This is a genomic window from Rahnella sp. EDr1-12, assembly GCF_049206505.1.
Classification (GTDB): Bacteria; Pseudomonadota; Gammaproteobacteria; order Enterobacterales; family Enterobacteriaceae; genus Rahnella; species Rahnella rivi.
Genome location: NZ_JBLZNY010000001.1, coordinates 1,702,256 through 1,728,315, shown reverse-complemented (window position 1 = coordinate 1,728,315; position 26,060 = coordinate 1,702,256). Strand labels below are relative to the sequence as shown.

The following is a 26,060-nucleotide window of genomic DNA, read 5'->3' as shown; positions in this document are numbered from 1 at the left end:
GGAAAGGTAATGAAAATATGTAGCCGTCTTCTGATTTCTGCCGGTGCTCTGATGCTCCCTCTTTGCGTCTTCGCTCAGCAATCTTTTCCGCAGCCGGAGCAGGCTGCTGAGGCACTGGTTGATGCTGTGAGCAGACACGATGATGCCGCTCTGAAGCAACTTCTGGGTGATGACTGGCAGCGCTATCTGCCGCAAAAAGATGTCGATCCTGAAGAAGTCGCCCGATTCCTGCGCGACTGGAAAGTCAGCCATACGATGGTGAAACAGGGCGATGTGGCCCATCTGAACGTCGGCACGGAAAGCTGGCAGTTGCCGATACCGATAAAGCAAACGGCTCAGGGCTGGTCCTTCGATATGGTGGCCGGTGCGGCTGAAATTGTAACGCGGACCATCGGGCGCAACGAGCTTTCCACCCTTCAGGCCGTCGCGGCTTATGCCGATGCGCAGCACGCGTTCCAGCAGAGCGCCGGGCAGTATGCCCAACGGTTTATCAGCACGGACGGGCAGCACGATGGTTTGTACTGGCCGGTAAAAGAGGGCGAAGCACCCAGCCCGCTCGGCCCTGCCTTTGGCGGCGAACAGCCGGGGTCTGACTACCATGGTTATTATTTCCGTATTCTTACCGCGCAGGGTGCCAGCGCCAGCGGCGGGGCTTATAGTTATATCGATAATGGCAAGATGACGAAAGGTTTCGCGCTGATCGCCTGGCCGGTGAGTTACGGGCATACCGGTATCACCAGTTTTATAATTAATCAGCAGGGCGAAGTGTATCAGCAGGATTTAGGGGCAGACACTGATGCTGCGGCGCGGGCGATAGTCGCGTTTGATCCCGATGCCCGATGGCAGAAGGTCGACGACGGAGAATAGCCGCCAGCGTTTCGGGAATATGCGCCCAAATAAGAAAGCCGTCACAGAGGTGACGGCTTTTGGTATTTCAGAAGGGCCGGTTTAAAACGCGACGACCACTTTCCCCTGCATGTGTCCATCCAGCACTTTCGCATGCGCCGCTTCGATACTCTCAACGCTCAGCCCGTGAAGCGTATCGCTCAATGTGGTCTGCACTTTCCCTTCATCAACCAGTGCGGCGACCTGCTTCAGGATTTCGCCCTGTTGCGCGATATCCGGTGTGTTGAACATGCTGCGGGTGTACATCAGTTCCCAGTGCAGGGCGGCGCTTTTCAGCTTCAGCGTGTTCATGTCCAGCGGGTGTTCATTTTCGACGATGGTACAGATGTGACCCATCGGCGCGATCAGATCGGAAATCGCCGCCCAGTGTCCGTCGGTATCGTTCAGGCAAAGAATGAAATCCACCTGTTTGATACCGTGTTTCGCCAGTTCACCTTTCAGATCTTTGTAATTCACGGTCAGATCCGCACCGCGATCCAGACACCATTTGGCCGATTCGGCACGCGAGGCGGTGGCAATGACTTTCACTTTGCTGCGCAGCGACGCGAACGGGATCGCCAGCGATCCGACACCGCCAGCACCACCGATGATCAGCAGCGTTTTGTCTTCGGAGGCATTCTGAATGTTCAGATGTTCGAACAGCGCTTCCCACGCGGTCAGCGCGGTCAGAGGCATGGCGGCAGCTTCGGCCCAGTTCAGGCTTTTCGGTTTGACGGAAACAATACGTGAGTCGATCAGCTGTTCAGTCGCGTTGCTGCCGGAGCGGGTGATGTCCCCGGCGTACCAGACTTCATCACCGACGTTGATGTTTTTCACCGCGCTGCCGACGGCTTTCACAATGCCGCTGGCATCCCAGCCCAGCACTTTTGGCGCGTCCAGACCGCTTTTTTGCACGCCCTTATGCACTTTGGTATCGACCGGATTGATCGACACGGCTTTCACTTCCACCAGCAGGTCGTGATCTTTTGCGACGGGTTGGGGTAATTCGACGGCGATGAAACGGGCCGGATCCTGCGGGTTCACTGCGATTGCTTTTACGGACATCAGAATTTCTCCATTTATTGCTTCGGGTATACAGACAGTCTAGCCCTGATGCGGCAAGCTGATAAGATGGACAATAACTAACAACGTGTTCGTCTCAGGTGAACAATCATGTTTAAACAATTGCAGGATATGGCGCTGTTCGCGCTGGTGGCGGAATGCGGCAGTTTCACTCAGGCAGCCAAACGTGCCGGTTTGCCGAAATCCAGCGTCAGCCAGCGCATCAGCCAGCTGGAGAAATCCGTCGGCCTGCGGTTGCTCAACCGCACCACGCGCCAGCTGAATCTGACCTTCGCCGGGGAACGCTATCTGATCCACTGTCAGGAAATGATGCAGGCCAGCGAAAGGGCGGAACTGGCGATCCGCCGTTTGCGTGATAACCCGAGCGGGCGATTGCGCATCACCAGCCCGGCGGGTCTTGGCGCGACGTTGCTGGCGCGCATGAACGTCGAATTCCAGAAACGTTATCCGGATGTGTCGCTGGAAGTGTCGGTATCCGATGCCATGGTCGATCTGGTGCAGGAAGGGTTCGACATTGCGCTGCGCACCGGCAAACCGCAGGATTCCTCGCTGATTGGCCGTGAACTGGGACATTGTCCGCGTTATCTGCTGGCGTCTCCGGCGTACCTTGCCCGGCATCCTGCGCTGGAGTCGCCGCAGCAGCTGGCAGCGCATCATTGCATCGCCCACCGCGCCTGGTCGGAATGGGTGCTGCATCGCGGCGATACCTATCACCGCTGGTTACTGCCCTCCGCACATACCACTGACAATTTGCTGTATGCGCGGGAGTGTGCGCTGGCTGGCGCAGGCATCACCCTGTTGCCGGCGTTTTTATGTCACAGCGAAGTGGCGGAAGGCACGCTGGTGCGCGTGCTGCCGGCGTGGGAAGCCGAAGGAAATGATTTGTATCTGGTCTATCCGGGGCGAAAACTGAATTCACCGGCGCTGGCCTGTTTTATTGAGTTCATGCTGGAAGAATACGGTTTTGCAAAGAGTTACAGTGAGGCGCTGGCGGGATAGGGGCAGTGGATTGATGGCATAAAAAAAGGCCCGTTTCCGGGCCTCAGAGACATCAGTAAAAAGGTTACTTGATGATTTTCTTGTATTTGATGCGCTTCGGCTCTAACGCTTCAGCACCCAACGTACGTTTTTTATATTCTTCGTATTCGGTGAAGTTACCTTCGAAGAATTCGACTTTACCTTCATCCTGATAATCGAGGATATGGGTCGCGATACGGTCAAGGAACCAGCGGTCATGGGAAATGACCATGGCGCAGCCCGGGAACTCCAGCAAGGCGTTTTCCAGTGCGCGCAGGGTTTCAATGTCGAGATCGTTGGTCGGTTCATCGAGCAGCAACATGTTACCGCCAACCTGCAGCAGTTTCGCCAGATGCAGACGACCACGCTCACCGCCGGACAGTTCGCCGACGCGTTTGCCCTGATCAACACCTTTGAAGTTGAAGCGGCCCACGTAGGCACGGCTTGGCATTTCGGTGGTGCCGATACGCATGATGTCCTGACCACCGGAGACTTCTTCCCACACGGTTTTGCTGTTGTCCATGGAATCACGGAACTGATCCACGGAGGCCAGTTTCACGGTATCGCCCAGCTCAATCGTGCCGCCGTTCGGTTGTTCCTGACCCGACATCATGCGGAACAGCGTGGATTTACCCGCGCCGTTCGGACCGATGATCCCGACGATCGCGCCTTTCGGCACGGTGAAGGACAAATCGTCGATCAGAACGCGATCGCCGTACGATTTGCTCAGGTTTTTCACTTCAACGACTTTATCGCCCAGGCGCGGACCCGGTGGAATAAACAGTTCGTTGGTTTCGTTACGTTTCTGGTATTCGGTGCTGTTCAGCTCTTCAAAGCGTGCCAGACGGGCCTTGCCCTTAGACTGACGGCCTTTCGCGCCCTGACGTACCCATTCCAGCTCTTTCTCGATAGATTTACGACGAGCGGCTTCAGAAGAGGCTTCCTGCGCCAGACGTTCATCTTTCTGTTCCAGCCAGCTGGAGTAGTTACCTTCCCACGGAATACCTTCACCGCGGTCAAGCTCCAGGATCCATCCGGCCACGTTATCGAGGAAGTAACGGTCATGCGTGATCGCCACAACGGTGCCTTCGAAGTCGTGCAGGAAGCGTTCCAGCCAGGCCACGGATTCTGCATCCAGGTGGTTGGTCGGTTCGTCGAGCAGCAGCATGTCTGGTTTTTCCAGAAGCAGGCGGCACAATGCTACACGGCGACGTTCACCCCCGGACAGGGTAGCGACTTTCGCATCCCAGTCGGCCAGACGCAGCGCATCGGCGGCGCGTTCCAGCTGGCTGTTCAGGTTGTGGCCGTCATGCGCCTGAATGATCTCTTCCAGACGACCCTGTTCGGCGGCCAGTTTATCGAAATCAGCCTCCGGATCGGCGTACAGCGTGTACACCTCATCAAGGCGTTTTAACGCGCCAACGACTTCAGAAACGGCTTCTTCCACGGACTCACGCACGGTGTGTTCCATGTTCAGCTGCGGTTCCTGCGGCAGATAGCCGATTTTCAGGTCGGGTTGCGGGCGTGCTTCACCTTCGATGTCGGTATCGATACCGGCCATGATGCGCAGCAGCGTGGATTTACCTGAACCGTTCAGACCCAAAACACCGATTTTGGCGCCAGGGAAGAAACTCAGGGAGATGTTCTTAAGAATATGACGCTTCGGCGGAACAACTTTGCCGAGGCGATGCATGGAATATACGTATTGAGCCACGTTGTTTTGAGCCTCTTTCTCTGCGGGCCGTGCGTGTGTGCCGGATCAGAACAGGTTGATCCAACGGGCGCTGCGGCGAATTAAGCCAGCCCCGCCTGACTGCGGCATGACTGGTAAGGGTTCCGACCGGCAAGTTTAGCGTGTTTCAGTCGTGTTCCCAACCATCAGCTTCACAGTAAGACGAGAATGTTGCTGGCGCAGTGTCAGGCAGTCAGTATTTAACCGGCAGTCAGGGCGATTTCTCCGGATTCACTGGCGGGGCGCAGAGGGTGAGGGCGGCCAACAAACATACCGGAAGTCAGAATATCCGTGAGTTTAACCACATGATAAATCGCCTGTTTGTTGTGTGTTTTGACCTTGCGCTTAATATTGCCTTTGTGCGATGCGACGGTTTTTTGTTTGATATTCAGATGCTGTGAAATGTTCAGCGTATCCAGCCCTGACATCCACATTTTCAGAATGCTGAACTCGGTGCGGCTCAGGCTGACCGGAGTGAGATCTAACGGAACCCCGATTTCTATCGCCCGTGAGATTTGCAGGTTAGGAGCGATAAGCTGATAGATAGTGGTCGTGCGGATGGATTTCGACACAATGATGACGTTGTGGCGGATCGGGACATAGTTCTGATAATTCAGGTTATCTTTGGAAATAAACACAAAAAACAGCGTGCCGGGATGGGCGTTGATCACGGCTTTTAACGCCAGGCCCGCCTGCACATCCGACATAAAGCAGTCTTCATTTACAAAGATGATTTCAGGTGTCAGAGACTTGCAGGCAGTTTGCAGCTCAGTAATGTCCTTTAGCGAAAGAATGTCTTTCTGATGTTGTCCGTTGAGTTGCAAAAGTGACTGCAATGCCAGCTGTGTGTAAAAGCACTTATCTACAATGAGCGATGACATCGTGAGTTACCTATTTTTGGCTCCATGTGGTTCTGCTTGCGCAGAAAGAGCTCGTTTTTATGAAACTGCTGAGGATCTATCGGGTAGTGTCCTGAAAATCGCCGGTGAGCGGGGAAGCTGAAATGGCTGTGCGCCGGGAATACCCTTGGGCAGAGTAATAAGTCGGGGGCGGGTTGATGTAAATCAGTTGTACGGGCTTTGGGATGTTTTGTGTGAAATTTGAGACGAAATGAGCGCCGGTGAGGCTGAATTATTTGAATATGTTACTTTTATGACAAAAAAACCGGGCTACAGAATATAGCCCGGCAGGTTGCATTAAGGTCAGACTTTTTTGCGGATGTAGCGGTTAACCAGCCATTTTTCGATTTCGACGATAATGAAGATCATCGCACCGACCACCAGCGTAATTCCCCAGAATTTCAGTGGCATTGGCACGGTGCCGAACAGGTTGTTCATCACCGGCAGGTAAATCAGCGCCAGCTGCAACACCAGTAATACGCCGGAGACAATCCACAGACCTTTGTTGACGAACACTTCGCGGGTCAGCGGGAAACGGTCCATGACGCGGCAGTTAAACATGTACACCCACTGCGCGGTGACCAGCGTTTGCAACAGCACGGTGCGGATAAGATCGCTGCTGTAGCCACGCGGCTGCATCCAGGCTTCGAGGATAAAGGCGCTGCAGGCGATCAGAATCCCCACGAACGCGATACGCCAGACAGAGTACAGGTCGAGAACGTGCTGACCCGGTGCGCGCGGTGCGCGACGCATCATGCCTTTCTCCGCGGGCTCGAAGGCCAGACCGAAAGAGAGCGTGGTCGAGGTGGCCATGTTCATCCATAAGATCTGCACCGGGGTGAGCGGAATGACCGCGCCAGCCAGAATCGCCAGGATGATCAGCAGCCCCTGCGCGAGGTTAGTCGGTAAAATAAACAGAATGGTTTTCTTGAGGTTGTCGTATACCCGACGTCCTTCTTTCACCGCACTGGCAATCGTCGCAAAGTTGTCATCGGTAAGCACCATGTCTGCCGCTTCTTTGGTGACTTCTGTCCCTTTGATGCCCATCGCGATGCCGACGTCGGCTTGTTTCAGCGCGGGCGCATCGTTCACGCCATCGCCGGTCATGCCCACCACTTCACCGGTATCCTGTAACGCTTTTACCAGACGCAGCTTATGCTCAGGGCTGGTTCGGGCGAAAATATCGTACTGACTGGCGGCAATCGCCAGTTCGGTGTCATCCATGTGCTCCAGCTGGTAGCCGGTGATGGAGTCGCCGCTGTTACCGATGCCTAACATTTTACCGATAGCCATCGCCGTTTCCTGGTGGTCACCGGTGATCATTTTCACGCGGATCCCGGCCTGCTGGCACTGAGCAATGGCGTCAATCGCTTCGGGACGCGGTGGATCCATCATCCCGGCAATACCGGCGAAGATCAGACCGTCCTGCAAATCATCATGATCCAAATCGCCGTTGATCTCTGGCTCATCTTTAAACGCCGCTGCGACCATGCGCAGACCCTGACGGGCATAGCGCGCCATTTCTTCTTCCCAGTATGCGCGGCGGAAAGGCGTAATGCCGTTTTCAGTCAGCTCAAATTTAGCCAGCGAGAACAGAACATCCGGTGCGCCGGTCAGGAACAGCTGCGTTTTGCCGTCAATGCGTTGCAGGGTAGACATGTATTTGTGCTTGGAATCGAACGGAATTTTATCCAGTGGCTCGACCTTGCCGGTGTTCAGATTCGATTTGGCTGCCAGCACTTTCAGGGCGCCGGACGTGGGTCCGCCGGTGATGCCCCAGTGGCCTTTTTCGTCCTGCATCAGCTGGCTATCGTTACACAGATCCACGGCGGTGATGAAGGTATTGAGCACCGGCGTGTTGATCACATCGACCTGTTTGTGCGTTTGCGCGTCAACGATGCGGCCTTTCGGCTGGTAGCTTTCGCCTTCGACGTTATAGACCCGGTCTGCCAGGATCACGGCCTTGACGGTCATTTCATTCATGGTCAGCGTGCCGGTTTTATCCGAGCAGATCACGGTCATGGAACCCAGGGTTTCGACAGTCGGCAGCTTACGGATAATGGCGTGATTACGCGCCATCGACTGAACGCCCAGGGAGAGAATAATCGAGATAATGGCCGGTAAACCTTCCGGCACCGAGGCGACAGCCAGGCTAATCAGCGACAACAGCAGCTCGCCGAGTGGCATATCACGCAGGATGAAAGCGAAGACGAACAGGAACGCCATCATCAGTAAAATCAGGGCGAAAATGCCTTTGCCCAGTTTGTCGATTTGCTGCAACAGCGGCGTACGCTGCGGCTTAATCGCCGACATCATCTGATTGATGTGGCCGAGTTCGGTGTCTTTACCGGTGGCATAAACCACACCGGACGCAGTACCGCCGCTGATCATCGTGCCGGAGAACAGCAGATTGTGGCGATCGCCAATCATCACTTCGCCATCGATCACATGGGCATTTTTGGTCACAACGGTGGATTCACCGGTGAGGATCGCTTCTTCGACCTGCAGGTTATGGGCGCTGATAATGCGCAGGTCAGCCGGAATTTTGTCGCCGGGACGCAGTTGCACGATATCACCGGGCACAAGCTGGTCGGCATTGATGGTTTGCACCTGTCCGTCGCGCAGCACGACGGCCTGGCTTGAGAGCATATTCTGAATACTTTTCAGTGACTTCTCTGCGCTGTTTTCCTGCAAAAAGCCAATCATCGCGTTGACTACTGCCACGCCGAGGATCACAAAGGTATCGACCCAGTGGCCCATTGCGCCGGTCACCACCGCAGCTGCCAGCAGGATATAAATCAGAACATCATTGAAGTGCGCCAGAAAACGCATCAGCGCGCTTTTGGTTTGTTTTTCAGGTAATGCATTTGGCCCGTATTCTTTCAGACGTTCGGTCGCATCCGGCTGGCTCAGACCATTTTCGCCGGTACCCAGACGTAACATGGCTTCTTTACCGCTCAGCTGATACCAGGTTTTGTTATCTGGCGGTGCTGAAGAAGAAGGGCTGGCATTCGTTTTTACTGCACTAGATGAATGGTTCATAATGTTTTCCGTAAGCGAGTAAAGGAGTGTCGCTGATTAATTAATTCACCGATGTAATGGCGGAGAATATTAAGACCGCTTTTACAATATGAGTGAGATGATAATTTAATCGTATTTAAGGTTTTTGATCTGAGTTAAGAAATACTTTGTTACGTTCGCTTTTAATAGTTTTTTTCATTAAAAACAATGAAATATAAATTTTAAGATTATCCGTATTAATGCATTTTCATTTAGTAATCGTTTAGGAATCAAATATCAATGTAAATTAGCGTAAATATATCTCAGCTTTGTTATGGGCTTATTATTTATGTGATAGTAAGGAAGCTATCTATTATCGTGAATAATCCTAAGAATATTGTTATTCACTCAATAATAATGCGGGTATTACCTCGCATAAAGTAAAGGCGTGAAGTAAAAACGTCCGGCCACGTCTGGTAACCGCGCACTGCTTGCACCACACTGTGTAAAGTTTGTGATGTCGCGGCGGCATTACTTCAATTTTAAAAATGAATCGATTAGCGTAGTCGAGGTCTGAATAACGCATAACGGTTCCGGCAAGAATTTCAGAGCGTCTGCAGGGCAATTCCTGTGCAGTCTGCGCAGCAAGAAACACAACCCGCGAGGATAAAGGTAAGTATGGTCAAGGTGGACAGATGGCACTCGCTGGCAATGAGCATGTTGCTGGTGACGGTTTCGGGCGTGGCGAAAGCAGATTCCCTCGACGCACAGCGTCAGCATTACATGCAGATTAAACAGGCATGGGACAGCAACCAGATGGATGTCGTCAGTCAACTGATGCCAACGCTGGAAGATTATCCGCTTTATCCCTACCTCGAATACCGTCAGCTGACGCAGGATCTTGGCGAGGCGACGCCTGCCCAGATCAACGCTTTTGTGAAAGCGAACCCGACATTACCGCCTGCGCGCTCGTTGCCTTCTCGTTTCGTCAACGAGCTGGCGCGCCGTCAGGACTGGAACAGTCTGCTTTCTTTCAGCCCGCAGCCACCAAAGCCCGTCGCTGCCCGCTGTAACTACTATTATGCAAAATGGGCGACCGGCGATCAGAAAACGGCTTTCGACGGCGCCAAAGACATCTGGCTGACCGGCACTTCATTGCCGAATACCTGCGATAAACTGTTCAACGTGTGGCAGGGCGCCGGGAATCAAACCGCGCTGACCACATTGCAGCGTATCGGTCTGGCGATGAAAGCCGGGAATACCAACCTGGTTAACTTCCTGGCGAAACAGTTGCCACCGGATTATCAGACCATGCGCGATGCGCTGCTGGCGCTGCAAAACAATCCCAACACCATTGAAAGCTTTGCACGCAGCGTAGGGCCGACCGATTTCACCCGTAACGCGACCAGCATTACGTTCGCCCGCATTGCGCGCGATGATTCAGAAAATGCGCGCTCGATGATCCCGGTGCTGGCACGGTTGCAGAAGATGAGCGACAGCGATCGTCTTGAACTGGAAGAGGCTGTCGCCTGGCGCTACATGGGCAGCGATGTCACCTCTGAACAGGCGGCATGGCGCGATAACGTGATTCTGCGCAGCCATTCCACCACGCTGGTGGAACGTCGCATCCGTATGGCGCTGGCCGCCGGTGACCGTCAGGGTTTAAGCCAGTGGCTGGAACGTTTGCCGCAGGACGCGCTGCAAGAAGACGAATGGCAGTACTGGCGTGCTTCAGTGATGATCGACAAAGGGCAGAAAACGCAGGGCGAGGCGATGCTGCGCACCTTGATGAAAGGGCGTGGTTTCTATCCGATGGCCGCGGCTCAGAAGCTGAATGTCGCGTATCCGATGCAGATTTCCGTTGCCGCCAGACCGGATGCCAGCATTGGCAAATTGCCGGAAGTGGCGCGCGTTCGCGAGCTGATGTACTGGCAGATGGATAATCTGGCGCGCACCGAGTGGAGCTATCTGGTGAGCAGCCGCAGTGAATCTCAGCAGTCGGCGCTGGCACGTTATGCTTTCGAACAAAAATGGCCGGATCTGAGCGTGCAGGCGACCATCACCGGCAAGCTGTGGGATTATCTGGAAGAACGTTTCCCGCTTGCCTGGCCGGATGAATTCCGCCGTGCGACCAATGATAAAGGCATCACGCAAAGTTATGCGATGGCGATTGCCCGTCAGGAAAGTGCGTGGAATCCTAAAGCCCGTTCGCCGGTTGGCGCGGCGGGTCTGATGCAGGTCATGCCTGCCACCGCGCAGCACACGGTGGATATGTTCAGTTTGCAGGGTTACAGCAATCCGGCGCAGTTGCTGGATCCGCAGATGAATATCACTATCGGTACCAGCTATCTGGAATACGTCTATCAGATGTTTGGCCGCAACCGTATTCTTGCCAGCGCCGCTTACAACGCCGGGCCTTCGCGTGTGAATACCTGGCTTGGCAACAGTGCGGGCAGGGTCGATTCTGTCGCCTTTGTCGAAAGCATCCCGTTCTCTGAAACACGCCGATATGTTAAAAATGTGTTGGCATATGATGCGTTTTATCGCTATTTTTTACATCAACCCGCCAAAATATTGACGGATGCCGAATGGCAGAGGCGTTACTGATCGCCGGTTGTCTATGTTAAACTGCTGTACTAGTTCAATAGTATGGCAGCCAAACATGACTCAACGACCGCTCAATGACCCTGCTCTTTCCCAACAAGGCAATGAGGACTGGCAGTGCTTTCTGGCACTGCTACAGCAATCTTTTGCTGAAAATCTGCATCAGGATCTCTTGCAACTGCTGCTGACGCCCGACGAACGTGCGGCGCTCGGCACGCGGGTGCGGATTATTCAGGAGCTGATGCGCGGGGAGATGAGCCAGCGGGAGCTGAAGAGTCAGTTAGGTGCGGGGATCGCCACGATTACGCGCGGTTCCAACGGCCTGAAGAACGCGCCGGCACCGCTGAAGGCATGGCTGGGAGAGCAACTGTTGACGGAGGGATCTTCGGCAGACAAAACGGACGACTGATGCGTCCGTTTTGATCATAAATTTAATGTGTCAGCGATCTTATCTGATAAACCGCATTATGGAAGGGCGCTAAGGCCAGTACCAGCGCCTGATGGTAAACACTGGTGCGGGTCAGTTTCCCTGCTGTAAACACACCAATGGCACCGCCTTTGCGTTTCACTTCTGCGATACCCGTCAGTTTTTCCATCTCATCCCCCAGTTCACTGCCCTGGTTGATTCCCTGTAAAATGATTTCAGGTAACATCAGGCTGGCTGAGCGGGATTCACCGCGCTGGTGCATGTTCTCAATCACCATCCAGGCGAACGTCATATTGTCTTCGATACCGGCTTCCACGCCGACCCAGAAGTCAGCTTCCGGGCGAACCTGACGTGCGCCGATCACGCGATGACGCGCTCCGGTGCGGGTTTCATTGCTGCCGATGGGCTGATTGGGTACACCACTGTCGACGTCAACACCTTCGATGCGGAATGCCTCAGCGCCGAAAATATCTTCAAAAGCCATGGCGATAGCTTTGATCTTTGCCGGGTTAGTGGTTGCAGCGACAACATGGTACATAGAGTTTTAGCATCCTTTAGCAAATTTCACGCAGTATAACGGAAAACACTCATGTTACAGGTATATCTCGTCCGTCATGGCGAAACAGAATGGAACGCAGCGCGCCGTATTCAGGGGCAGTCAGACAGCCCGCTGACGGAAAAAGGTCTTTTTCAGGCCCGTCAGGTGGCGGAGCGTGTGCGCAACGAAGGCATCACTCACGTTATCACCAGTGATTTGGGGCGTACCCGTCACACCGCACAGATTATCGCTGATGCCTGTGGCTGTGAAGTGATCAACGAACCGCGCCTGCGGGAGTTGCATATGGGCGTACTCGAAGAGCGTATTCTCGATGGTCTGACGGAACAGGAAGAAATCTGGCGTAAGCAGATGGTGGACGGTTCGCCGGAAGGGCGTATTCCGCAAGGCGAAACCATGACCGAACTGGCAACCCGGATGCGCGCCGCGCTCGACAGTTGTCTGGATCTGCCTGCGGGCAGCAAGCCTCTGCTGGTCAGCCACGGCATTGCGCTGGGCAGTCTGATCAGTACGATCCTGGGGTTGCCTGCTTATGCTGAGCGTCGTCTGCGGTTGCGTAACTGCTCGCTGTCGCGAGTCGATCATCAGGAAAGCGCCTGGCTGGCGAGTGGCTGGATAGTGGAAACAGCGGGCGATATCTCACATCTGGATCAGCCCGCTTTGGACGAATTACAACGCTAACGCCAGAGGCGTTAGCGGCGGATTGGGATCAGGTAATCACATTCTATTTCGGTCGGCGTCGTACCCGGCGCCCGGCCGTTGGTGTAGAAGCGTTCGATGTCCTGTCCCTTTCTGCGCGTCAGTTTCAGGGTCGGCAGACAGGTGCTGTACAAGGTCAGAATGAATTCCTGCAAATGCTCAGGCGTGCCACTGTAGTGGAACATGGCATATTCCCCTTCCTGTAACACAATCGGCTGACCTTCAACGTTTTCCGGCAAATGATTCGGTTCCAGCGCCGTGGTGTACATGACTTCCTGCTCATCATCCTTTTCCTGACTTGGACGCGAATGGTGCAGGCCGTAGAGGACTGGCGGCAGGGTTTTCGCTTCACCAATGTACTGGCGCCAGAAGTGACGGCGCATCTCGTTACGGTACGTGGTAATTTGCTCCAGCGTACAGGCGTAACTCTGCGTCATCCCAATCAGGTGTTGTTCCGGCAGTGAGATATACTCAGGCTGCGGCAGAATGAAAGCACCGAGACGGATAGGCGGACAAATGCCGAACGAATGCCAGTCTTCAGCACGGCGATACAGCGCAGGCGTCTGGGCAAACTGTTTTTTAAAGGCCCGGGTAAACGTTTGTTGAGAGTCAAAACGGTATTGCAGGGCGATATCTAAAATCGGGCGGCTGGTGAGACGAAGTGCGACGGCCGCTTTAGAGAGACGACGTGCGCGTATGTATGCGCCAATAGCGTTATTGGTGACATCTTTAAACATGCGCTGCAGGTGCCACTTGGAATAGCCAGCCTTGGCTGCGACATTGTCGAGTGACAAAGGCTGGTCTAAATGGGTTTCTAACCAGCTAAGAAGGTCACGAATGATTCCTGCTTGATCCATAGATCGTCCTCGTTGAGCTAAGATAAATGCACAGAATGATGGTCGGCATAATAGCAACTTTTTCGAGATAAGACTTCTTAAGAATTTTTTGGCTATCTGTGCTATTCGCGGGTGTTACAGAGTATTTCACTCTGAAAGTGTGAATAAACGCTTTCTGAATGGGGTTTCTATAGAAAACAACGTCATGCTTATGACGTGGAGTAACTTAATGAAAAAGTGTTGGATTTTTGTTTTTGGGATGTTTGTTTTTTGTTCTGGTGCTGCGCATGCAGAGCAGGTGGGGTCGGTAGATACGGTCTTTAAACTGTTCGGTCCGGATCACAAGATCGTGGTCGAGGCCTTTGATGATCCTGATATTAAAAATGTAACCTGTTATATCAGCCGTGCAAAAACCGGCGGTATTAAGGGCGGGCTGGGTCTGGCGGAAGATACTTCTGATGCTGCGATTTCCTGTCAGCAGGTCGGGCCGATTGAACTGAGTGACAAAATTAAACAAGCGAAAGATAAGGGGGAGGTTGTTTTTCAGAAACGGACATCACTGGTGTTTAAAAAGCTTCAGGTGGTTCGGTTCTACGATGAGAAACGCAACGCCCTTATTTATCTGAGCTATTCCGATAAAGTCGTTGATGGTTCGCCGAAAAATGCGCTGAGCGCCGTGCCGATCATTCCCTGGGGGCATCCGGCACCGTAAATCAGGGTGTCATCCTGCTATAGAAAAGGCCAGCTTTCGCTGGCCTTTTACGTTTGATACCTGTGGCAACAGAACGGTTGGCAACCTTCTGTATGCGGGCCGGGGATCAGTCTTCCAGATCACCGCAGAAACGGTAGCCTTCGCCGTGAATGGTGGCGATGATTTCAGGTGTGTCAGGCGTCGCTTCGAAATGCTTACGGATGCGACGGATAGTCACGTCCACCGTACGGTCATGAGGTTTCAGCTCACGGCCAGTCATTTTCTTCAGCAAATCGCCACGGGTTTGGATCTTGCCCGGGTTTTCACAGAAGTGCAGCATGGCGCGGAATTCACTGCGCGGTAATTTGTACTGCTCACCCTGAGGGCTGATCAGTGAACGGCTGTTGATGTCTAATTCCCAGCCATTAAATTTGTAGCTTTCTACCAGACGACGTTCTTCACCGGCAGTACCCAGGTTCATCGTGCGGGAAAGCAGGTTGCGAGCGCGGATGGTCAGCTCACGTGGGTTGAACGGCTTGGTGATGTAATCATCTGCGCCGATTTCAAGACCCAGAATTTTATCAACTTCATTGTCGCGGCCGGTCAGGAACATCAGTGCAACGCTGGCTTGTTCACGCAGTTCGCGTGCCAGCAGCAGGCCATTTTTGCCCGGCAGGTTGATGTCCATGATAACCAGATTGATGTCATTTTCGGACAGGATGTGGTGCATTTCTGCGCCATCATTGGCTTCATGTACCATGTAGCCTTCTGCTTCAAAAATGCTCTTTAACGTATTACGTGTCACTAACTCGTCTTCGACGATCAGAATATGTGGGGTCTGCATGATTGCTACCTAAGATTGCCAACAAATAGAAAATAGGAGTACAGAAGTCCTTGTTATCCCGATGAATTTCGACGGCTTACTGGCCATCTCACTCGTTACATGACTAAAGTACGTAAACGCGTTCTCGATGCAATTTCCATCAACGGCAACAACATCGCAAGCTCGGTCAGGGATTCCACTTTCTGCAGTTCCACGTGGTCCTAAAGCGGCGCATATCCTAACCCTATTAACAGCAATATAACAGCGAGTGCCGAAATTACCACCCAACAAAACTACGGTTTGTTGACATATATCAAGTTCAATTGTAGCACGGTAACAGAAACGTGAAAAACACTTATAAGAATGCACGCTTGAGTCACATTTCGTCCTTTATTGTACACGATTCAGCAATTCATTAAGTTGACCGAGATAAATGCAAAAAATGGATGAGTGAGTATTATATATCCTTATGAAAAATAATGATTTAAATTTTAATAAAGTTTGCTTAACCGCGCCAGCACCTTTTTTTACTGTCAGCTTCGGTTTTCCGATAAAATGGATGAATATATTCCGTCGGCTGTTAAGTTCTTGTGAATAATATAAGCATTGAATAAGGTCTGGCGCAGGGCAAAAATTCATCGCTGAACCACACCCGACATTATCTCTCCCACTCTTTGCGAAGGTACGACATGCAACTTCATATTATTTTGGTTTCACCTGCGCGCCCTGAAAATGTCGGGGCGGCGGCACGAGCCATGAAAACCATGGGCTTCGCATCCTTGCGTATTGTCGACAGCGAAGCGCATCTGAAACCGGAAGCGGGCTGGGTGGCGCATGGTTCGCAGGAGATCCTGCAAAATGCCCTGCATTTCACCACGCTGGCGGAGGCACTGGCCGATATCGATTTTACGGTGGCGACCACTGCCCGCAGCCGTGCGCGCTTCCACTATTACTGCACGCCGCCGGATTTGCTGACGCAGCTGGAAGAAAAAAGTCAGTGGGTGAACCATGCGGCGCTGGTGTTTGGGCGTGAAGATTCAGGCCTGACGAACGAAGAGCTTGAGCTCGCCGACATCCTCACGGGTGTGCCGATGGTGGCTGATTACCCGTCTCTGAATCTCGGGCAGGCGGTGATGGTTTTCTGTTACCAGCTGTCGTCGCTCAACCAGGTTGCCGCTGCACGTGCGGAAAATGCCGAGGCAGGGCAGTTGTCTGCCTTGCGTTCGCGGGTGGGCCGATTACTGGAAAACGTCGGGGCTGAAGATGATCAAAAACTGGCCGACTGGGTGCATCAGCGCCTCGGACTTTTGCAGCAGCGGGATGCTGCAATGCTGCACACTTTGCTGCATGACATCGAAAAAAAGCTGAACCAATGATGTGAGGGGTTTATTCTTTACGGTAGTGCAATATTCCGGATAAACTGAATAACCCTGCTATTTGAACTGGAATTTACTTTACGTGCAGCGGATTGTTCATTTTGTTACGACCGTGACCGTCAGCGTAAAACCAGAAAAAATTTGACTTGTTGTGCCTTATGCTTTAGCTAATAGAGGCAGACAGCGTAAAAACTCTAAGACAGACAGAAGATAAAAATGCGAATCATCAGCCTGAACACAACAATTATTACCACCACCGATACCACAGGTAACGGGGCGGGCTGACGCGTACAGGAAAAAAGAAAAAAGCCCGCACCTAACCAGTGCGGGCTTTTTTTTTAACACTTTAAAACGACGAGCTTCAGGAGAGAATCAGAAATGCGAGTGTTGAAATTTGGCGGGACCTCGGTAGCAAACGCAGAACGCTTCTTGCGGGTTGCGGACATTATGGAAAGCAATGCGCGTCAGGGACAGGTCGCAACGGTATTATCTGCACCTGCCAAAATTACCAACTATCTGGTCGCCATGATTGAGCGAACTGTCGCAGGACAGGACATTCACACCATCATGAGTGATGCAGAAAGCATTTTCGGACAGCTGATCTCGGGTCTGGCGGACGCACAACCGGGCTTTGATCTGGCAAAAGTGAAAGCCTATGTGGATCAGGAATTCGCTCAGCTCAAACAGTTGCTGCACGGCATCACCCTGCTGGGCCAGTGCCCGGACAGCGTCAACGCCTCAATCATCTGTCGTGGCGAAAAACTCTCTATCGCCATCATGGAAGCCGTATTTATTGCCAAAGGCTTTGGCGTCACCGTGATCAATCCGGTTGAGAAGCTGCTCGCGCAAGGCCATTACCTTGAATCCACCGTAGATATCAATGAATCCACCCGTCGCATTGCGGCAAGTGCCATTCCCGCTGACCACATTGTGCTGATGGCCGGTTTCACCGCCGGTAACGACAAAGGCGAACTGGTGGTGCTGGGGCGCAACGGCTCTGACTATTCCGCCGCCGTGCTGGCAGCGTGTTTACGCGCTGACTGCTGCGAAATCTGGACCGATGTTGACGGTGTCTATACCTGTGACCCGCGCATTGTGCCCGATGCCCGCCTGCTGAAATCGATGTCGTATCAGGAAGCGATGGAGCTGTCGTACTTTGGTGCGAAAGTGCTTCATCCGCGTACCATCCTGCCTATTGCTCAGTTCCAGATCCCTTGTCTCATCAAAAACACCACTAACCCGCAGGCGCCGGGTACCCTGATTGGCAGTGAAAGCCTTGGCGATAACACGCCGGTGAAAGGCATTACCAACCTGAACAACATGGCGATGATCAACGTGTCCGGGCCGGGTATGAAAGGGATGATCGGCATGGCGGCGCGCGTTTTTGCGGTGATGTCCCGTTCAGGCATTTCCGTCGTTCTGATCACTCAGTCCTCGTCTGAATACAGCATCAGTTTCTGTGTGCCGCAAAATGAGCTGGAGCGCGCGCGTAAGGCGCTGGAAGACGAATTCTATCTGGAACTGAAAGACGGCCTGCTTGAGCCGCTCGACGTGATGGAAAAACTGGCGGTGATTTCCGTGGTCGGCGACGGCATGCGGACGCTGCGCGGGATCTCGGCGAAATTCTTCTCTGCGCTGGCGCGTGCCAACATCAATATTGTGGCGATTGCCCAGGGTTCTTCTGAGCGTTCAATTTCTGTTGTCGTCAATAACGACGATGCGACTACTGGTGTGCGTGTCAGCCACCAGATGCTGTTTAACACCGATCAGGTGATCGAAGTATTCCTGATCGGCGTCGGCGGTGTGGGCGGCGCGTTGATCGAACAGATCCGCCGTCAGCAGGCATGGCTGAAAACCAAACATATCGATCTGCGCGTTTGCGGTATCGCCAATTCCCGCGCGTTGCTGACCAACGTTCACGGCATTGCGCTCGACAGCTGGCAGCAGGAGCTGGCCGCCGCGAAAGAGCCGCTGAATCTGGGGCGCCTGATCCGTCTGGTCAAAGAATATCATCTGCTCAATCCGGTGATCGTCGACTGTACGTCCAGCCAGGAAGTGGCCGATCAGTATGCCGATTTCCTGACAGACGGTTTCCACGTTGTTACGCCGAACAAAAAAGCCAACACCTCATCGATGAATTACTACCACCAGTTGCGCAAAGCGGCGGATGGTTCGCGCCGTAAATTCCTGTACGACACCAACGTCGGTGCGGGTTTGCCGGTGATCGAAAACCTGCAAAACCTGCTGAACGCCGGTGACGAACTGCTGCGATTCTCCGGCATCCTTTCCGGTTCGTTATCGTTCATCTTCGGTAAACTGGATGAAGGCATGTCACTGTCTGCGGCGACCTTGCAGGCGAAGGAAATGGGCTATACCGAGCCGGATCCGCGTGATGATCTTTCCGGTATGGACGTTGCCCGTAAGTTGCTGATTCTGGCGCGTGAAGCCGGATACAAGCTGGAGCTGACGGATATCGAGGTGGAATCTGTTTTACCGTCTTCCTTCAATGCAGAAGGCAACGTGAATGAATTTGTGGCGCGTCTGCCGGAACTGGATGCACAATTCGCCAAACGCGTGGCCGAGGCTACCGCAGAGGGCAAGGTACTGCGTTATGTCGGTGCTATCGAAGAGGGGCGTTGCAAAGTGAAAATCGATGCCGTCGATGGTAATGACCCGCTTTATAAAGTAAAAAATGGTGAGAATGCGCTGGCGTTTTATAGTCGCTATTATCAGCCGTTGCCGCTGGTTCTGCGTGGTTACGGTGCCGGTAATGATGTGACGGCAGCAGGTGTGTTTGCCGATCTTTTGCGAACGCTGTCATGGAAGTTAGGAGTTTAATATGGTTAAGGTGTATGCCCCGGCTTCAATTGGGAACGTCAGCGTCGGTTTCGACGTGCTGGGCGCGGCAGTTTCTCCGGTGGACGGTACGCTGCTCGGCGACTGTGTGTCGGTTGAAGCTGCCACAGAATTTAGCCTGAAAAGTGAAGGCAAGTTTGTCTCCAAACTGCCAGACCGCATGGAAGACAACATTGTCTATCAGTGCTGGCAGCGTTTCTGTCAGGAAATCGGCAAGGAAGTGCCGGTGGCGATGACGCTGGAAAAAAACATGCCGATCGGATCCGGTCTGGGTTCCAGCGCATGCTCGGTGGTTGCCGGTCTGATGGCGATGAATGAATTCTGCGGCAAGCCGTTAAGTGAAAACCAGATGCTGTCGCTAATGGGAGAGCTGGAAGGGCGTATTTCCGGCAGCGTACATTTTGACAACGTCGCGCCGTGCTATCTGGGCGGCATTCAGCTGATGCTGGAAGAGCTGGATATCATCAGCCAGAACGTGCCGAGTTTTGACGACTGGCTGTGGGTGATGGCGTATCCGGGGATTAAAGTTTCAACGGCGGAAGCTCGGGCAATCTTACCGGCACAGTATCGCCGTCAGGATTGCATCAGCCATGGCCGTTATCTGGCGGGCTTTATTCACGCCTGCCATACCCAGCAACCCGCGCTGGCGGCGAAGCTGATGAAAGACGTGATTGCTGAACCGTATCGCACTCGTCTGCTGCCGGGCTTTGCGGAAGCACGCACCGCCGCAGAAGAAATCGGTGCGCTGGCCTGCGGGATTTCCGGTTCCGGCCCGACGCTGTTTGCAGTGTGTAACGACAGCGCCACGGCGAAACGCATGGCTGACTGGTTGCAGGCGCACTATCTGCAAAATGACGAAGGTTTTGTTCATATTTGTCGTCTTGATACCGCGGGCGCGCGGGTATTGGGATAACTCGAAAATTTACTGGGATAACAAATGAAACTGTACAACCTGAAGGATCACAACGAGCAGGTCAGCTTTGCTCAGGCAGTTAAACAAGGTTTAGGAAAACAGCAGGGTTTATTCTTCCCGCTGGATCTGCCTGAATTTGAACTGACCGAAATCGACCGCTTGCTGGAGCTGGATTTCGTCACCCGCAGCAGCCATATTCTTTCTGCTTTCATCGGCGATGAAATCCCTGAAGAAGCGTTACATCAGCGTGTGAAAAATGCGTTTGCCTTCCCGGCGCCGGTCGCCAAAGTGGAAGAAGACATCGCCTGCCTGGAGCTGTTCCACGGCCCGACGCTGGCGTTTAAAGATTTCGGTGGCCGCTTCATGGCGCAGATCCTGACTCAGGTGTCTGGCGATCAGCCGGTGACCATTCTGACCGCAACCTCCGGGGATACCGGTGCGGCAGTGGCGCATGCTTTCCACGGTATGAAAAATGTGCGCGTTGTTATTCTGTATCCGCGCGGCAAAATCAGCCCGCTGCAGGAAAAACTGTTCTGTACGCTCGGTGGCAATATTCATACCGTGGCGATTGATGGCGATTTCGATGCCTGTCAGGCGCTGGTCAAGCATGCCTTTGATGATGAAGAGCTGAAACACGCGCTGAAGCTGAACTCGGCGAACTCTATCAACATCAGCCGTCTGCTGGCGCAGATCTGCTATTACTTCGAAGCCGTTGCCCAACTGCCGCAGGAAGCGCGCAATCAGCTGGTTGTGTCGGTACCAAGCGGTAACTTCGGCGATCTGACCGCCGGTTTGCTGGCGAAATCTCTGGGCCTGCCGATCAAACGCTTTATTGCGGCAACTAACGCCAACGACACGGTGCCACGTTTCCTGTCTAACGGGGAATGGGAACCGAAGAAAACCGTCGCGACGCTGTCGAATGCGATGGACGTCAGCCAGCCTAACAACTGGCCGCGCGTGGAAGAGTTGTACCGCCGCAAGATCTGGCAACTGAAAGATCTCGGTTTTGGTGCCGTCAGCGATGACACCACCGAAGACGCGATGCGCGAGCTGGCGGACCTCGGTTATATCTCTGAGCCGCACGCCGCAATTGCTTACCGCGTGCTGCGCGATCAGCTGCAACCGGGCGAGTTCGGCCTGTTTATCGGCACCGCGCATCCGGCGAAATTCAAAGAAAGCGTGGAATCGATTTTGGGTCAGGATATCGGCTTGCCGAAAGAACTGGCTGAACGCGCGGATTTACCGCTGCTGTCGCATAACCTGCCGGCTGATTTCAGCGAAATGCGTGCATTCCTGATGGCACTGCCTGAATAAAGGCTGTGCGTCAGAAAGGCAAAAGCCCTCTTCAGGAGGGCTTTTTTATGTCTGTCACTCAGGGAAATCAGCGTTCAGGGCGGGTAAATACCAGCTCATTGCCCTGTGAACGTGATTCATCAAATGCGTAACCTTCCAGATTGAAATCCTGAAGCTGTTTCGGCTTATCCAGACGCTCTTTGATGATAAACCGGCTCATCAGACCGCGGGCTTTTTTGGCGTAGAAGCTGATGACTTTGTATTTGCCATTTTTTTCATCGAGGAAGACGGGCTTGATGATCTCCCCATCCAGAAGTTTAGGTTTCACCGCTTTAAAATATTCGTCGGAGGCCAGGTTCACCAGTACTTTGCTTTTATGTTCGCTGAGCAACAGGTTCAGTTTCTCAGTCAGTAATTCGCCCCAGAAAGCATAAAGATTCGTGCCCTGCGGATTTTCCAGGCGGATACCCATTTCCAGACGGTAGGGCATCATCAGATCCAGCGGACGCAGCAGGCCATACAAACCGGACAACATGCGCAGATGTTTCTGGGCAAAATCGAAGTCTTTCTCGCTGAAATCTTCTGCCTGTAAGCCGGTATACACGTCCCCTTTGAAGGCCAGCAGCGCCTGGCGCGCATTCTTCGGCGTGAAATCGGGCTGCCAGTCGTTGAACCTTTCCGCGTTCAGATGGGCCAGTTTGTCGCTGATCCCCATCAGGGAAGATATCTGCGCAGGGGACATTTTACGCGCCACGGTGATCAGCTCACTGGATTTTTCCAGCAGTTCAGGCTGGGTGTAGCGCGTTGTCGCAAGCGGGCTTTCGTAATCGAGCGTTTTAGCAGGAGAAATAATGGTCAGCATAGTGCGTCCGTTTGGTCAGTGACGGTTCAGATTCAGGAATTTTTCGTTGCACTACTGTAGCAAAAAAGTCAGTGAAATAGCGCGCTGGTGAAAATAACAGCGATAGGGAAAATCAGTTTTGATGCGGATTTTTATCCCAGATACCCGGCTCAAGCTGGCCGCGCAGTTCAGGAAAATGGTTCGGATTAAACACGGGGATTTTCCCCATGCGCTGCTGACGTTCATAGTCTTTCACGACTTTGACGGCAATGCCTGACAGCAACAGCAGGGCGGTCAGATTGAGAAGGGCCATCAGAGCCATGAAGATATCCGCCAGTTTCCATAAGACCTGTAATTCCATCAGGCAGCCGCCGAATACCATCGCAATCACCAGTAAACGAAAAGCCAGTAATTTCCCGCCCCTTTCGCTGCGCACAAAGCCGAGGTTGTTTTCCGCATAGGCGTAATTTCCGCAGATGGAGGTGAACGCAAACGTAAACACCAGTGCCGCCAGCACGACATTGCTCCAGCCCGGTATCGCAGGAGAAATGGCCTGATGGAGCAGGGCAATTCCGGACGGTGCACCGGGATTTGCGAGCGCGCCGGAGGTCAGAATGATCAACGCCGTCGCGGTACAAATCACTACAGTATCGATAAATACGGCCAGCATCTGATTAAAACCCAGCGCCGCCGGATGACTTACCGAAGCCATTGCGGCGGCGTTAGGCGAGGATCCAACCCCCGCTTCGCTGGCAAACACACCGCGCTGCATGCCCTGCGTGATGGCCTGCGTCATACCGTACGCCAGCGCGCCGGAAGCCGCTTCCTGCAAACCAAAGGCGCTTTTGAACACCAGCGCCAGAACCTGCGGCAGTTTTTCCACATGATGACCAATGACCCAGACAGCCAGCAGCAAATAGCCGAGGGCGATGAAGGGCATGAGTTTGTTCGCCAGCCGCGTTATCGCGCTTATGCCGCCAAAAATCAGTATGGCCGTCAGTGCGGCCAGTACGAAGGAGGTGGTCAGCGCGGGCGTGTCTAAAAACCGGGAGGAGGCCTGTGCGATAGCATTGGCCTGCAAGGCGATAAAAATGAATCCGCAGGAAATGACGATCAAAATGGAAAACAGGATGCCCATCCAGCGCATGCCCAGACCTTTCTCCATGTAATCCGCGGGGCCGCCACGGAAACGACCTTTGTTGCCGGGGCTTTTATAAATTTGCGCCAGCGTATTTTCTATCATCCCGGTGGCCATACTGAATACCGCAATCACCCACATCCAGAATATGGCACCTGGCCCGCCCAGCGTCAGCGCAATCGCCACGCCGGTCAGATTACCTGTCCCCATTCTTGAGGACATGCTCAGGCAAAATACGCTCCATACGGACAAGCCCCGGGCGTCGGGATGACGTTTGAACGGTGCGCGGGAAAAGAGATGGCGAAAGCGGCGGAACTGAATAAAGCCGAGGCGGAAGCTGAGATAAATACCGGTGCCTAACAACAGATAAATCAGGATCGAACTCCAGAGAACTGTATCGAAAAATTCCAGTAACTCATTCATGACTTATCCTTGTTTGATTACCTTTCATCATTTTTATCCACTCCGTGCGTGCGCCTCGCTGCGGGAGGGCTAACATACCTTTTTTACGTGACGGGGAATATATTCATTTTGGCTGATTTTGTGTGTTTTGGAAGGTGGGAAAATCCATGATGTTCGTAGCCGAGCATGCCGCGATAAGCGCCTTGCGCCTGGCTTTTTGCATGTTATCATCAGCCAAAGGCAAGGCATGAAAATGCCTATACGAAAACGTCCAAACGATGAGATATGCCAAAATGACCGATAAACTGACTTCCCTACGCCAAATGACTCAGGTTGTTGCTGACACCGGAGATATCGCGGCAATGAAGTTGTACCAGCCGCAGGATGCGACCACCAACCCGTCACTGATCCTCAGCGCTGCGCAAATTCCTGAATACCGTAAACTGATCGACGAAGCAATCGCCTGGGCACGTGACCAGAGCAGCGATCACGATCAGCAGATTACTGATGCCGCTGACAAACTGGCAGTAAACATCGGTCTGGAAATTCTGAAACTGGTCCCTGGCCGCATTTCAACTGAAGTTGATGCTCGTCTGTCTTACGACACTGACGCGAGCGTGGCTAAAGCTAAACGTCTGATCAAACTGTACAACGACGCGGGTATCACTAACGACCGTATCCTGATCAAACTGGCGTCTACCTGGCAGGGCATCCGCGCTGCAGAGAAACTGGAAAAAGAAGGCATCAACTGTAACCTGACGCTGCTGTTCTCCTTCGCTCAGGCTCGTGCTTGTGCAGAAGCGGGCGTCTTCCTGATTTCTCCATTCGTTGGCCGTATCCTCGACTGGTACAAAGCCAATGGCGACAAAAAAGAGTTCGCACCGAATGAAGATCCGGGCGTTGTGTCTGTGACCGAAATCTACGAATACTACAAACAGCACGGCTACGAGACTGTCGTGATGGGCGCAAGCTTCCGTAACATCGGCGAAATCATCGAACTGGCTGGCTGTGACCGTCTGACCATCGCACCTGCACTGCTGAAAGAGCTGGCAGAGAGCGAAGGCCCGCTGGAGCGCAAACTGTCCTTCTCCGGTGAAACCAAACCACGTCCTGCGCCACTGACTGAAGCTCAGTTCTACTGGGACCACAACCAGGATCCAATGGCGATCGACAAACTGGCTGACGGCATCCGTAAGTTTGCAATCGACCAGGGTAAACTGGAAAAAATGATTTCTGACCTGCTGTAATCAGCACTCAGTTTCAGCAAAAAGCGGCTCATCAGCCGCTTTTTTTATGCCTGCGATAAAACCCTCGGCCGGTTACCGATATACTGAAGCCTGTGACAATGAAGAAAAATGCTGTGGAGAAATAGCATGGATAAATTACTAATTGGTCTGGTATCGGTATCAGATCGCGCGTCGGGCGGTATTTATCAGGATAAAGGCATTCCGGCACTGGAAACGTGGCTGGAAAAAGCGCTGATCACGACCTATACGCTGGAAAAAAGATTAATCCCCGATGAGCAGCCGTTGATTGAACAGGCGATCAGTGAGCTGGTGGATGAATGCGGTTGTCATCTGGTGCTGACCACCGGCGGAACCGGCCCGGCGCGTCGCGACGTTACGCCAGACGCTACGCTGGCCGTTGCAGACCGTGAGATGCCGGGCTTTGGTGAGCAGATGCGTCAGATCAGTCTGCACTTTGTGCCGACGGCGATTTTATCGCGCCAGGTGGGCGTGATCCGCAAACAGGCGCTGATCCTCAATTTACCCGGCCAGCCAAAATCGATTCAGGAAACGCTTGAAGGGCTGAAAGATGCAGAAGGGAAGGTGATTGTGTCCGGCATTTTTGCCAGCGTACCTTACTGCATCCAGTTGCTTGATGGCCCTTATGTGGAAACGCACGAGGCGGTTGTAGCAGCTTTTCGCCCGAAAAGTGCCCGTCGCGATACAAAAAACTGAATACCATCACTTTATGAAAATATGCTGA

22 protein-coding genes and 1 other annotated feature are annotated in these 26,060 nt (G+C 53.2%); of the genes, 13 read left to right on the top strand and 9 right to left on the bottom strand.

Annotated elements, in window-relative coordinates; genetic code table 11:
* The first annotated feature begins 9 nt into the window (after positions 1-9).
* Positions 10-867: a DUF2950 domain-containing protein gene (locus ACO0U8_RS07960; RefSeq protein WP_421670578.1), complete on the top strand. Its 858-nt coding sequence runs from the start codon at positions 10-12 to the stop codon at positions 865-867.
* Between the two features lie 81 nt (positions 868-948).
* Here ACO0U8_RS07960 and ACO0U8_RS07955 read toward each other — a convergent pair whose 3' ends face one another.
* Positions 949-1,950 carry a zinc-binding alcohol dehydrogenase family protein gene (locus tag ACO0U8_RS07955; RefSeq protein WP_056776696.1) on the bottom strand — a complete coding sequence of 334 codons (1,002 nt, stop codon included), beginning with the start codon at positions 1,948-1,950 and terminating at the stop codon, positions 949-951.
* 108 nt (positions 1,951-2,058) lie between these two features.
* On the opposite strand from ACO0U8_RS07955, the gene ACO0U8_RS07950 reads away from it, so the two are divergent.
* Positions 2,059-2,967 (top strand): LysR family transcriptional regulator, encoded by a 909-nt coding sequence (locus ACO0U8_RS07950; protein ID WP_056776699.1) that lies wholly within the window; start codon positions 2,059-2,061, stop codon positions 2,965-2,967.
* A gap of 64 nt (positions 2,968-3,031) precedes the next feature.
* Here the strand turns inward: ACO0U8_RS07950 and ettA are convergent, their stop codons facing one another.
* The 3 genes from ettA to ACO0U8_RS07935 form a co-directional block, all read right to left on the bottom strand.
* Positions 3,032-4,699 (bottom strand): energy-dependent translational throttle protein EttA, encoded by a 1,668-nt coding sequence (gene ettA, locus ACO0U8_RS07945; RefSeq protein WP_072158104.1) that lies wholly within the window; start codon positions 4,697-4,699, stop codon positions 3,032-3,034.
* 218 nt (positions 4,700-4,917) lie between these two features.
* Entirely contained in the window at positions 4,918-5,598 is a 681-nt protein-coding gene (gene rcsA, locus ACO0U8_RS07940) for a transcriptional regulator RcsA (RefSeq protein WP_421670577.1), read from the bottom strand.
* Between the two features lie 321 nt (positions 5,599-5,919).
* Positions 5,920-8,658 carry a cation-transporting P-type ATPase gene (locus ACO0U8_RS07935; RefSeq protein WP_390974220.1) on the bottom strand — a complete coding sequence of 913 codons (2,739 nt, stop codon included), beginning with the start codon at positions 8,656-8,658 and terminating at the stop codon, positions 5,920-5,922.
* A gap of 636 nt (positions 8,659-9,294) precedes the next feature.
* Here ACO0U8_RS07935 and sltY point away from each other — a divergent pair.
* Together sltY and trpR are read left to right on the top strand one after the other, a co-directional pair.
* Positions 9,295-11,223 (top strand): murein transglycosylase, encoded by a 1,929-nt coding sequence (sltY, locus tag ACO0U8_RS07930; RefSeq protein ID WP_056776714.1) that lies wholly within the window; start codon positions 9,295-9,297, stop codon positions 11,221-11,223.
* Between the two features lie 55 nt (positions 11,224-11,278).
* Positions 11,279-11,629, top strand: a complete 351-nt coding sequence (gene trpR, locus ACO0U8_RS07925; protein ID WP_056776717.1) for a trp operon repressor — start codon at positions 11,279-11,281, stop codon at positions 11,627-11,629.
* Between the two features lie 22 nt (positions 11,630-11,651).
* On the opposite strand, the gene yjjX is transcribed toward trpR, so the two are convergent.
* Entirely contained in the window at positions 11,652-12,185 is a 534-nt protein-coding gene (gene yjjX, locus ACO0U8_RS07920) for an inosine/xanthosine triphosphatase (RefSeq protein ID WP_056776720.1), read from the bottom strand.
* Positions 12,186-12,236: 51 nt separating this feature from the next.
* Between yjjX and gpmB the strand changes: the two genes are divergently transcribed.
* The gene (gene gpmB, locus ACO0U8_RS07915; protein WP_056776725.1) at positions 12,237-12,884 is read left to right on the top strand and encodes a 2,3-diphosphoglycerate-dependent phosphoglycerate mutase GpmB; all 648 of its coding nucleotides are present in this window, start codon (positions 12,237-12,239) and stop codon (positions 12,882-12,884) included.
* An 11-nt stretch (positions 12,885-12,895) separates the two neighbouring features.
* Here gpmB and robA read toward each other — a convergent pair whose 3' ends face one another.
* Entirely contained in the window at positions 12,896-13,759 is an 864-nt protein-coding gene (gene robA, locus ACO0U8_RS07910; protein ID WP_056776728.1) for an MDR efflux pump AcrAB transcriptional activator RobA, read from the bottom strand.
* 208 nt (positions 13,760-13,967) lie between these two features.
* On the opposite strand from robA, the gene creA reads away from it, so the two are divergent.
* Positions 13,968-14,450, top strand: coding sequence for a protein CreA (creA, locus tag ACO0U8_RS07905; protein ID WP_056776733.1), 483 nt, complete (start codon positions 13,968-13,970; stop codon positions 14,448-14,450).
* A gap of 106 nt (positions 14,451-14,556) precedes the next feature.
* Here creA and arcA read toward each other — a convergent pair whose 3' ends face one another.
* The gene (gene arcA, locus ACO0U8_RS07900) at positions 14,557-15,273 is read right to left on the bottom strand and encodes a two-component system response regulator ArcA (protein WP_056776736.1); all 717 of its coding nucleotides are present in this window, start codon (positions 15,271-15,273) and stop codon (positions 14,557-14,559) included.
* Between the two features lie 668 nt (positions 15,274-15,941).
* On the opposite strand from arcA, the gene ACO0U8_RS07895 reads away from it, so the two are divergent.
* The 5 genes from ACO0U8_RS07895 (at position 15,942) to thrC (ending at position 21,711) form a co-directional block, all read left to right on the top strand.
* Positions 15,942-16,628 (top strand): tRNA/rRNA methyltransferase, encoded by a 687-nt coding sequence (locus tag ACO0U8_RS07895; protein ID WP_421670576.1) that lies wholly within the window; start codon positions 15,942-15,944, stop codon positions 16,626-16,628.
* 216 nt (positions 16,629-16,844) lie between these two features.
* Positions 16,845-16,913, top strand: a complete 69-nt coding sequence (gene thrL, locus ACO0U8_RS07890; protein WP_071823645.1) for a thr operon leader peptide — start codon at positions 16,845-16,847, stop codon at positions 16,911-16,913.
* Positions 16,852-16,968, top strand: a sequence feature (Thr leader region). Its footprint overlaps the gene before it by 62 nt.
* A 38-nt stretch (positions 16,969-17,006) precedes the next feature.
* Positions 17,007-19,466, top strand: coding sequence for a bifunctional aspartate kinase/homoserine dehydrogenase I (thrA, locus tag ACO0U8_RS07885; protein WP_122094232.1), 2,460 nt, complete (start codon positions 17,007-17,009; stop codon positions 19,464-19,466).
* Position 19,467: 1 nt separating this feature from the next.
* Complete coding sequence (thrB, locus tag ACO0U8_RS07880; RefSeq protein WP_056776750.1) at positions 19,468-20,397, top strand: homoserine kinase; 930 nt, start codon at positions 19,468-19,470, stop codon at positions 20,395-20,397.
* A 24-nt stretch (positions 20,398-20,421) separates the two neighbouring features.
* Positions 20,422-21,711, top strand: coding sequence for a threonine synthase (thrC, locus tag ACO0U8_RS07875; protein ID WP_421670575.1), 1,290 nt, complete (start codon positions 20,422-20,424; stop codon positions 21,709-21,711).
* 67 nt (positions 21,712-21,778) lie between these two features.
* Here the strand turns inward: thrC and yaaA are convergent, their stop codons facing one another.
* A complete protein-coding gene (gene yaaA, locus ACO0U8_RS07870) occupies positions 21,779-22,552 on the bottom strand; it encodes a peroxide stress protein YaaA (RefSeq protein ID WP_421670574.1) in 774 nt (257 codons plus the stop codon).
* Between the two features lie 112 nt (positions 22,553-22,664).
* Positions 22,665-24,092, bottom strand: coding sequence for an alanine/glycine:cation symporter family protein (locus ACO0U8_RS07865; protein WP_421670573.1), 1,428 nt, complete (start codon positions 24,090-24,092; stop codon positions 22,665-22,667).
* A gap of 272 nt (positions 24,093-24,364) precedes the next feature.
* On the opposite strand from ACO0U8_RS07865, the gene tal reads away from it, so the two are divergent.
* Both tal and mog read left to right on the top strand, forming a co-directional pair.
* Positions 24,365-25,318: a transaldolase gene (tal, locus tag ACO0U8_RS07860; protein WP_056777212.1), complete on the top strand. Its 954-nt coding sequence runs from the start codon at positions 24,365-24,367 to the stop codon at positions 25,316-25,318.
* 126 nt (positions 25,319-25,444) lie between these two features.
* Positions 25,445-26,032: a molybdopterin adenylyltransferase gene (gene mog / locus ACO0U8_RS07855; RefSeq protein ID WP_421670572.1), complete on the top strand. Its 588-nt coding sequence runs from the start codon at positions 25,445-25,447 to the stop codon at positions 26,030-26,032.
* Positions 26,033-26,060 lie beyond the last annotated feature (28 nt).

Coding starts and splice junctions, on each gene's coding strand:
- thrA (WP_122094232.1), top strand. CDS start 17,007: ATGCGAGTGTTGAAATTTGGCGGGACCTCGGTAGCAAACGCAGAACGC.
- gpmB (WP_056776725.1), top strand. CDS start 12,237: ATGTTACAGGTATATCTCGTCCGTCATGGCGAAACAGAATGGAACGCA.
- ACO0U8_RS07895 (WP_421670576.1), top strand. CDS start 15,942: ATGCAACTTCATATTATTTTGGTTTCACCTGCGCGCCCTGAAAATGTC.
- tal (WP_056777212.1), top strand. CDS start 24,365: ATGACCGATAAACTGACTTCCCTACGCCAAATGACTCAGGTTGTTGCT.
- yaaA (WP_421670574.1), bottom strand. CDS start 22,552: ATGCTGACCATTATTTCTCCTGCTAAAACGCTCGATTACGAAAGCCCG.
- ACO0U8_RS07950 (WP_056776699.1), top strand. CDS start 2,059: ATGTTTAAACAATTGCAGGATATGGCGCTGTTCGCGCTGGTGGCGGAA.
- rcsA (WP_421670577.1), bottom strand. CDS start 5,598: ATGTCATCGCTCATTGTAGATAAGTGCTTTTACACACAGCTGGCATTG.
- mog (WP_421670572.1), top strand. CDS start 25,445: ATGGATAAATTACTAATTGGTCTGGTATCGGTATCAGATCGCGCGTCG.
- ACO0U8_RS07865 (WP_421670573.1), bottom strand. CDS start 24,092: ATGAATGAGTTACTGGAATTTTTCGATACAGTTCTCTGGAGTTCGATC.
- thrC (WP_421670575.1), top strand. CDS start 20,422: ATGAAACTGTACAACCTGAAGGATCACAACGAGCAGGTCAGCTTTGCT.
- arcA (WP_056776736.1), bottom strand. CDS start 15,273: ATGCAGACCCCACATATTCTGATCGTCGAAGACGAGTTAGTGACACGT.
- sltY (WP_056776714.1), top strand. CDS start 9,295: ATGGTCAAGGTGGACAGATGGCACTCGCTGGCAATGAGCATGTTGCTG.
- yjjX (WP_056776720.1), bottom strand. CDS start 12,185: ATGTACCATGTTGTCGCTGCAACCACTAACCCGGCAAAGATCAAAGCT.
- ACO0U8_RS07960 (WP_421670578.1), top strand. CDS start 10: ATGAAAATATGTAGCCGTCTTCTGATTTCTGCCGGTGCTCTGATGCTC.
- trpR (WP_056776717.1), top strand. CDS start 11,279: ATGACTCAACGACCGCTCAATGACCCTGCTCTTTCCCAACAAGGCAAT.
- creA (WP_056776733.1), top strand. CDS start 13,968: ATGAAAAAGTGTTGGATTTTTGTTTTTGGGATGTTTGTTTTTTGTTCT.
- robA (WP_056776728.1), bottom strand. CDS start 13,759: ATGGATCAAGCAGGAATCATTCGTGACCTTCTTAGCTGGTTAGAAACC.
- thrB (WP_056776750.1), top strand. CDS start 19,468: ATGGTTAAGGTGTATGCCCCGGCTTCAATTGGGAACGTCAGCGTCGGT.
- ACO0U8_RS07955 (WP_056776696.1), bottom strand. CDS start 1,950: ATGTCCGTAAAAGCAATCGCAGTGAACCCGCAGGATCCGGCCCGTTTC.
- ACO0U8_RS07935 (WP_390974220.1), bottom strand. CDS start 8,658: ATGAACCATTCATCTAGTGCAGTAAAAACGAATGCCAGCCCTTCTTCT.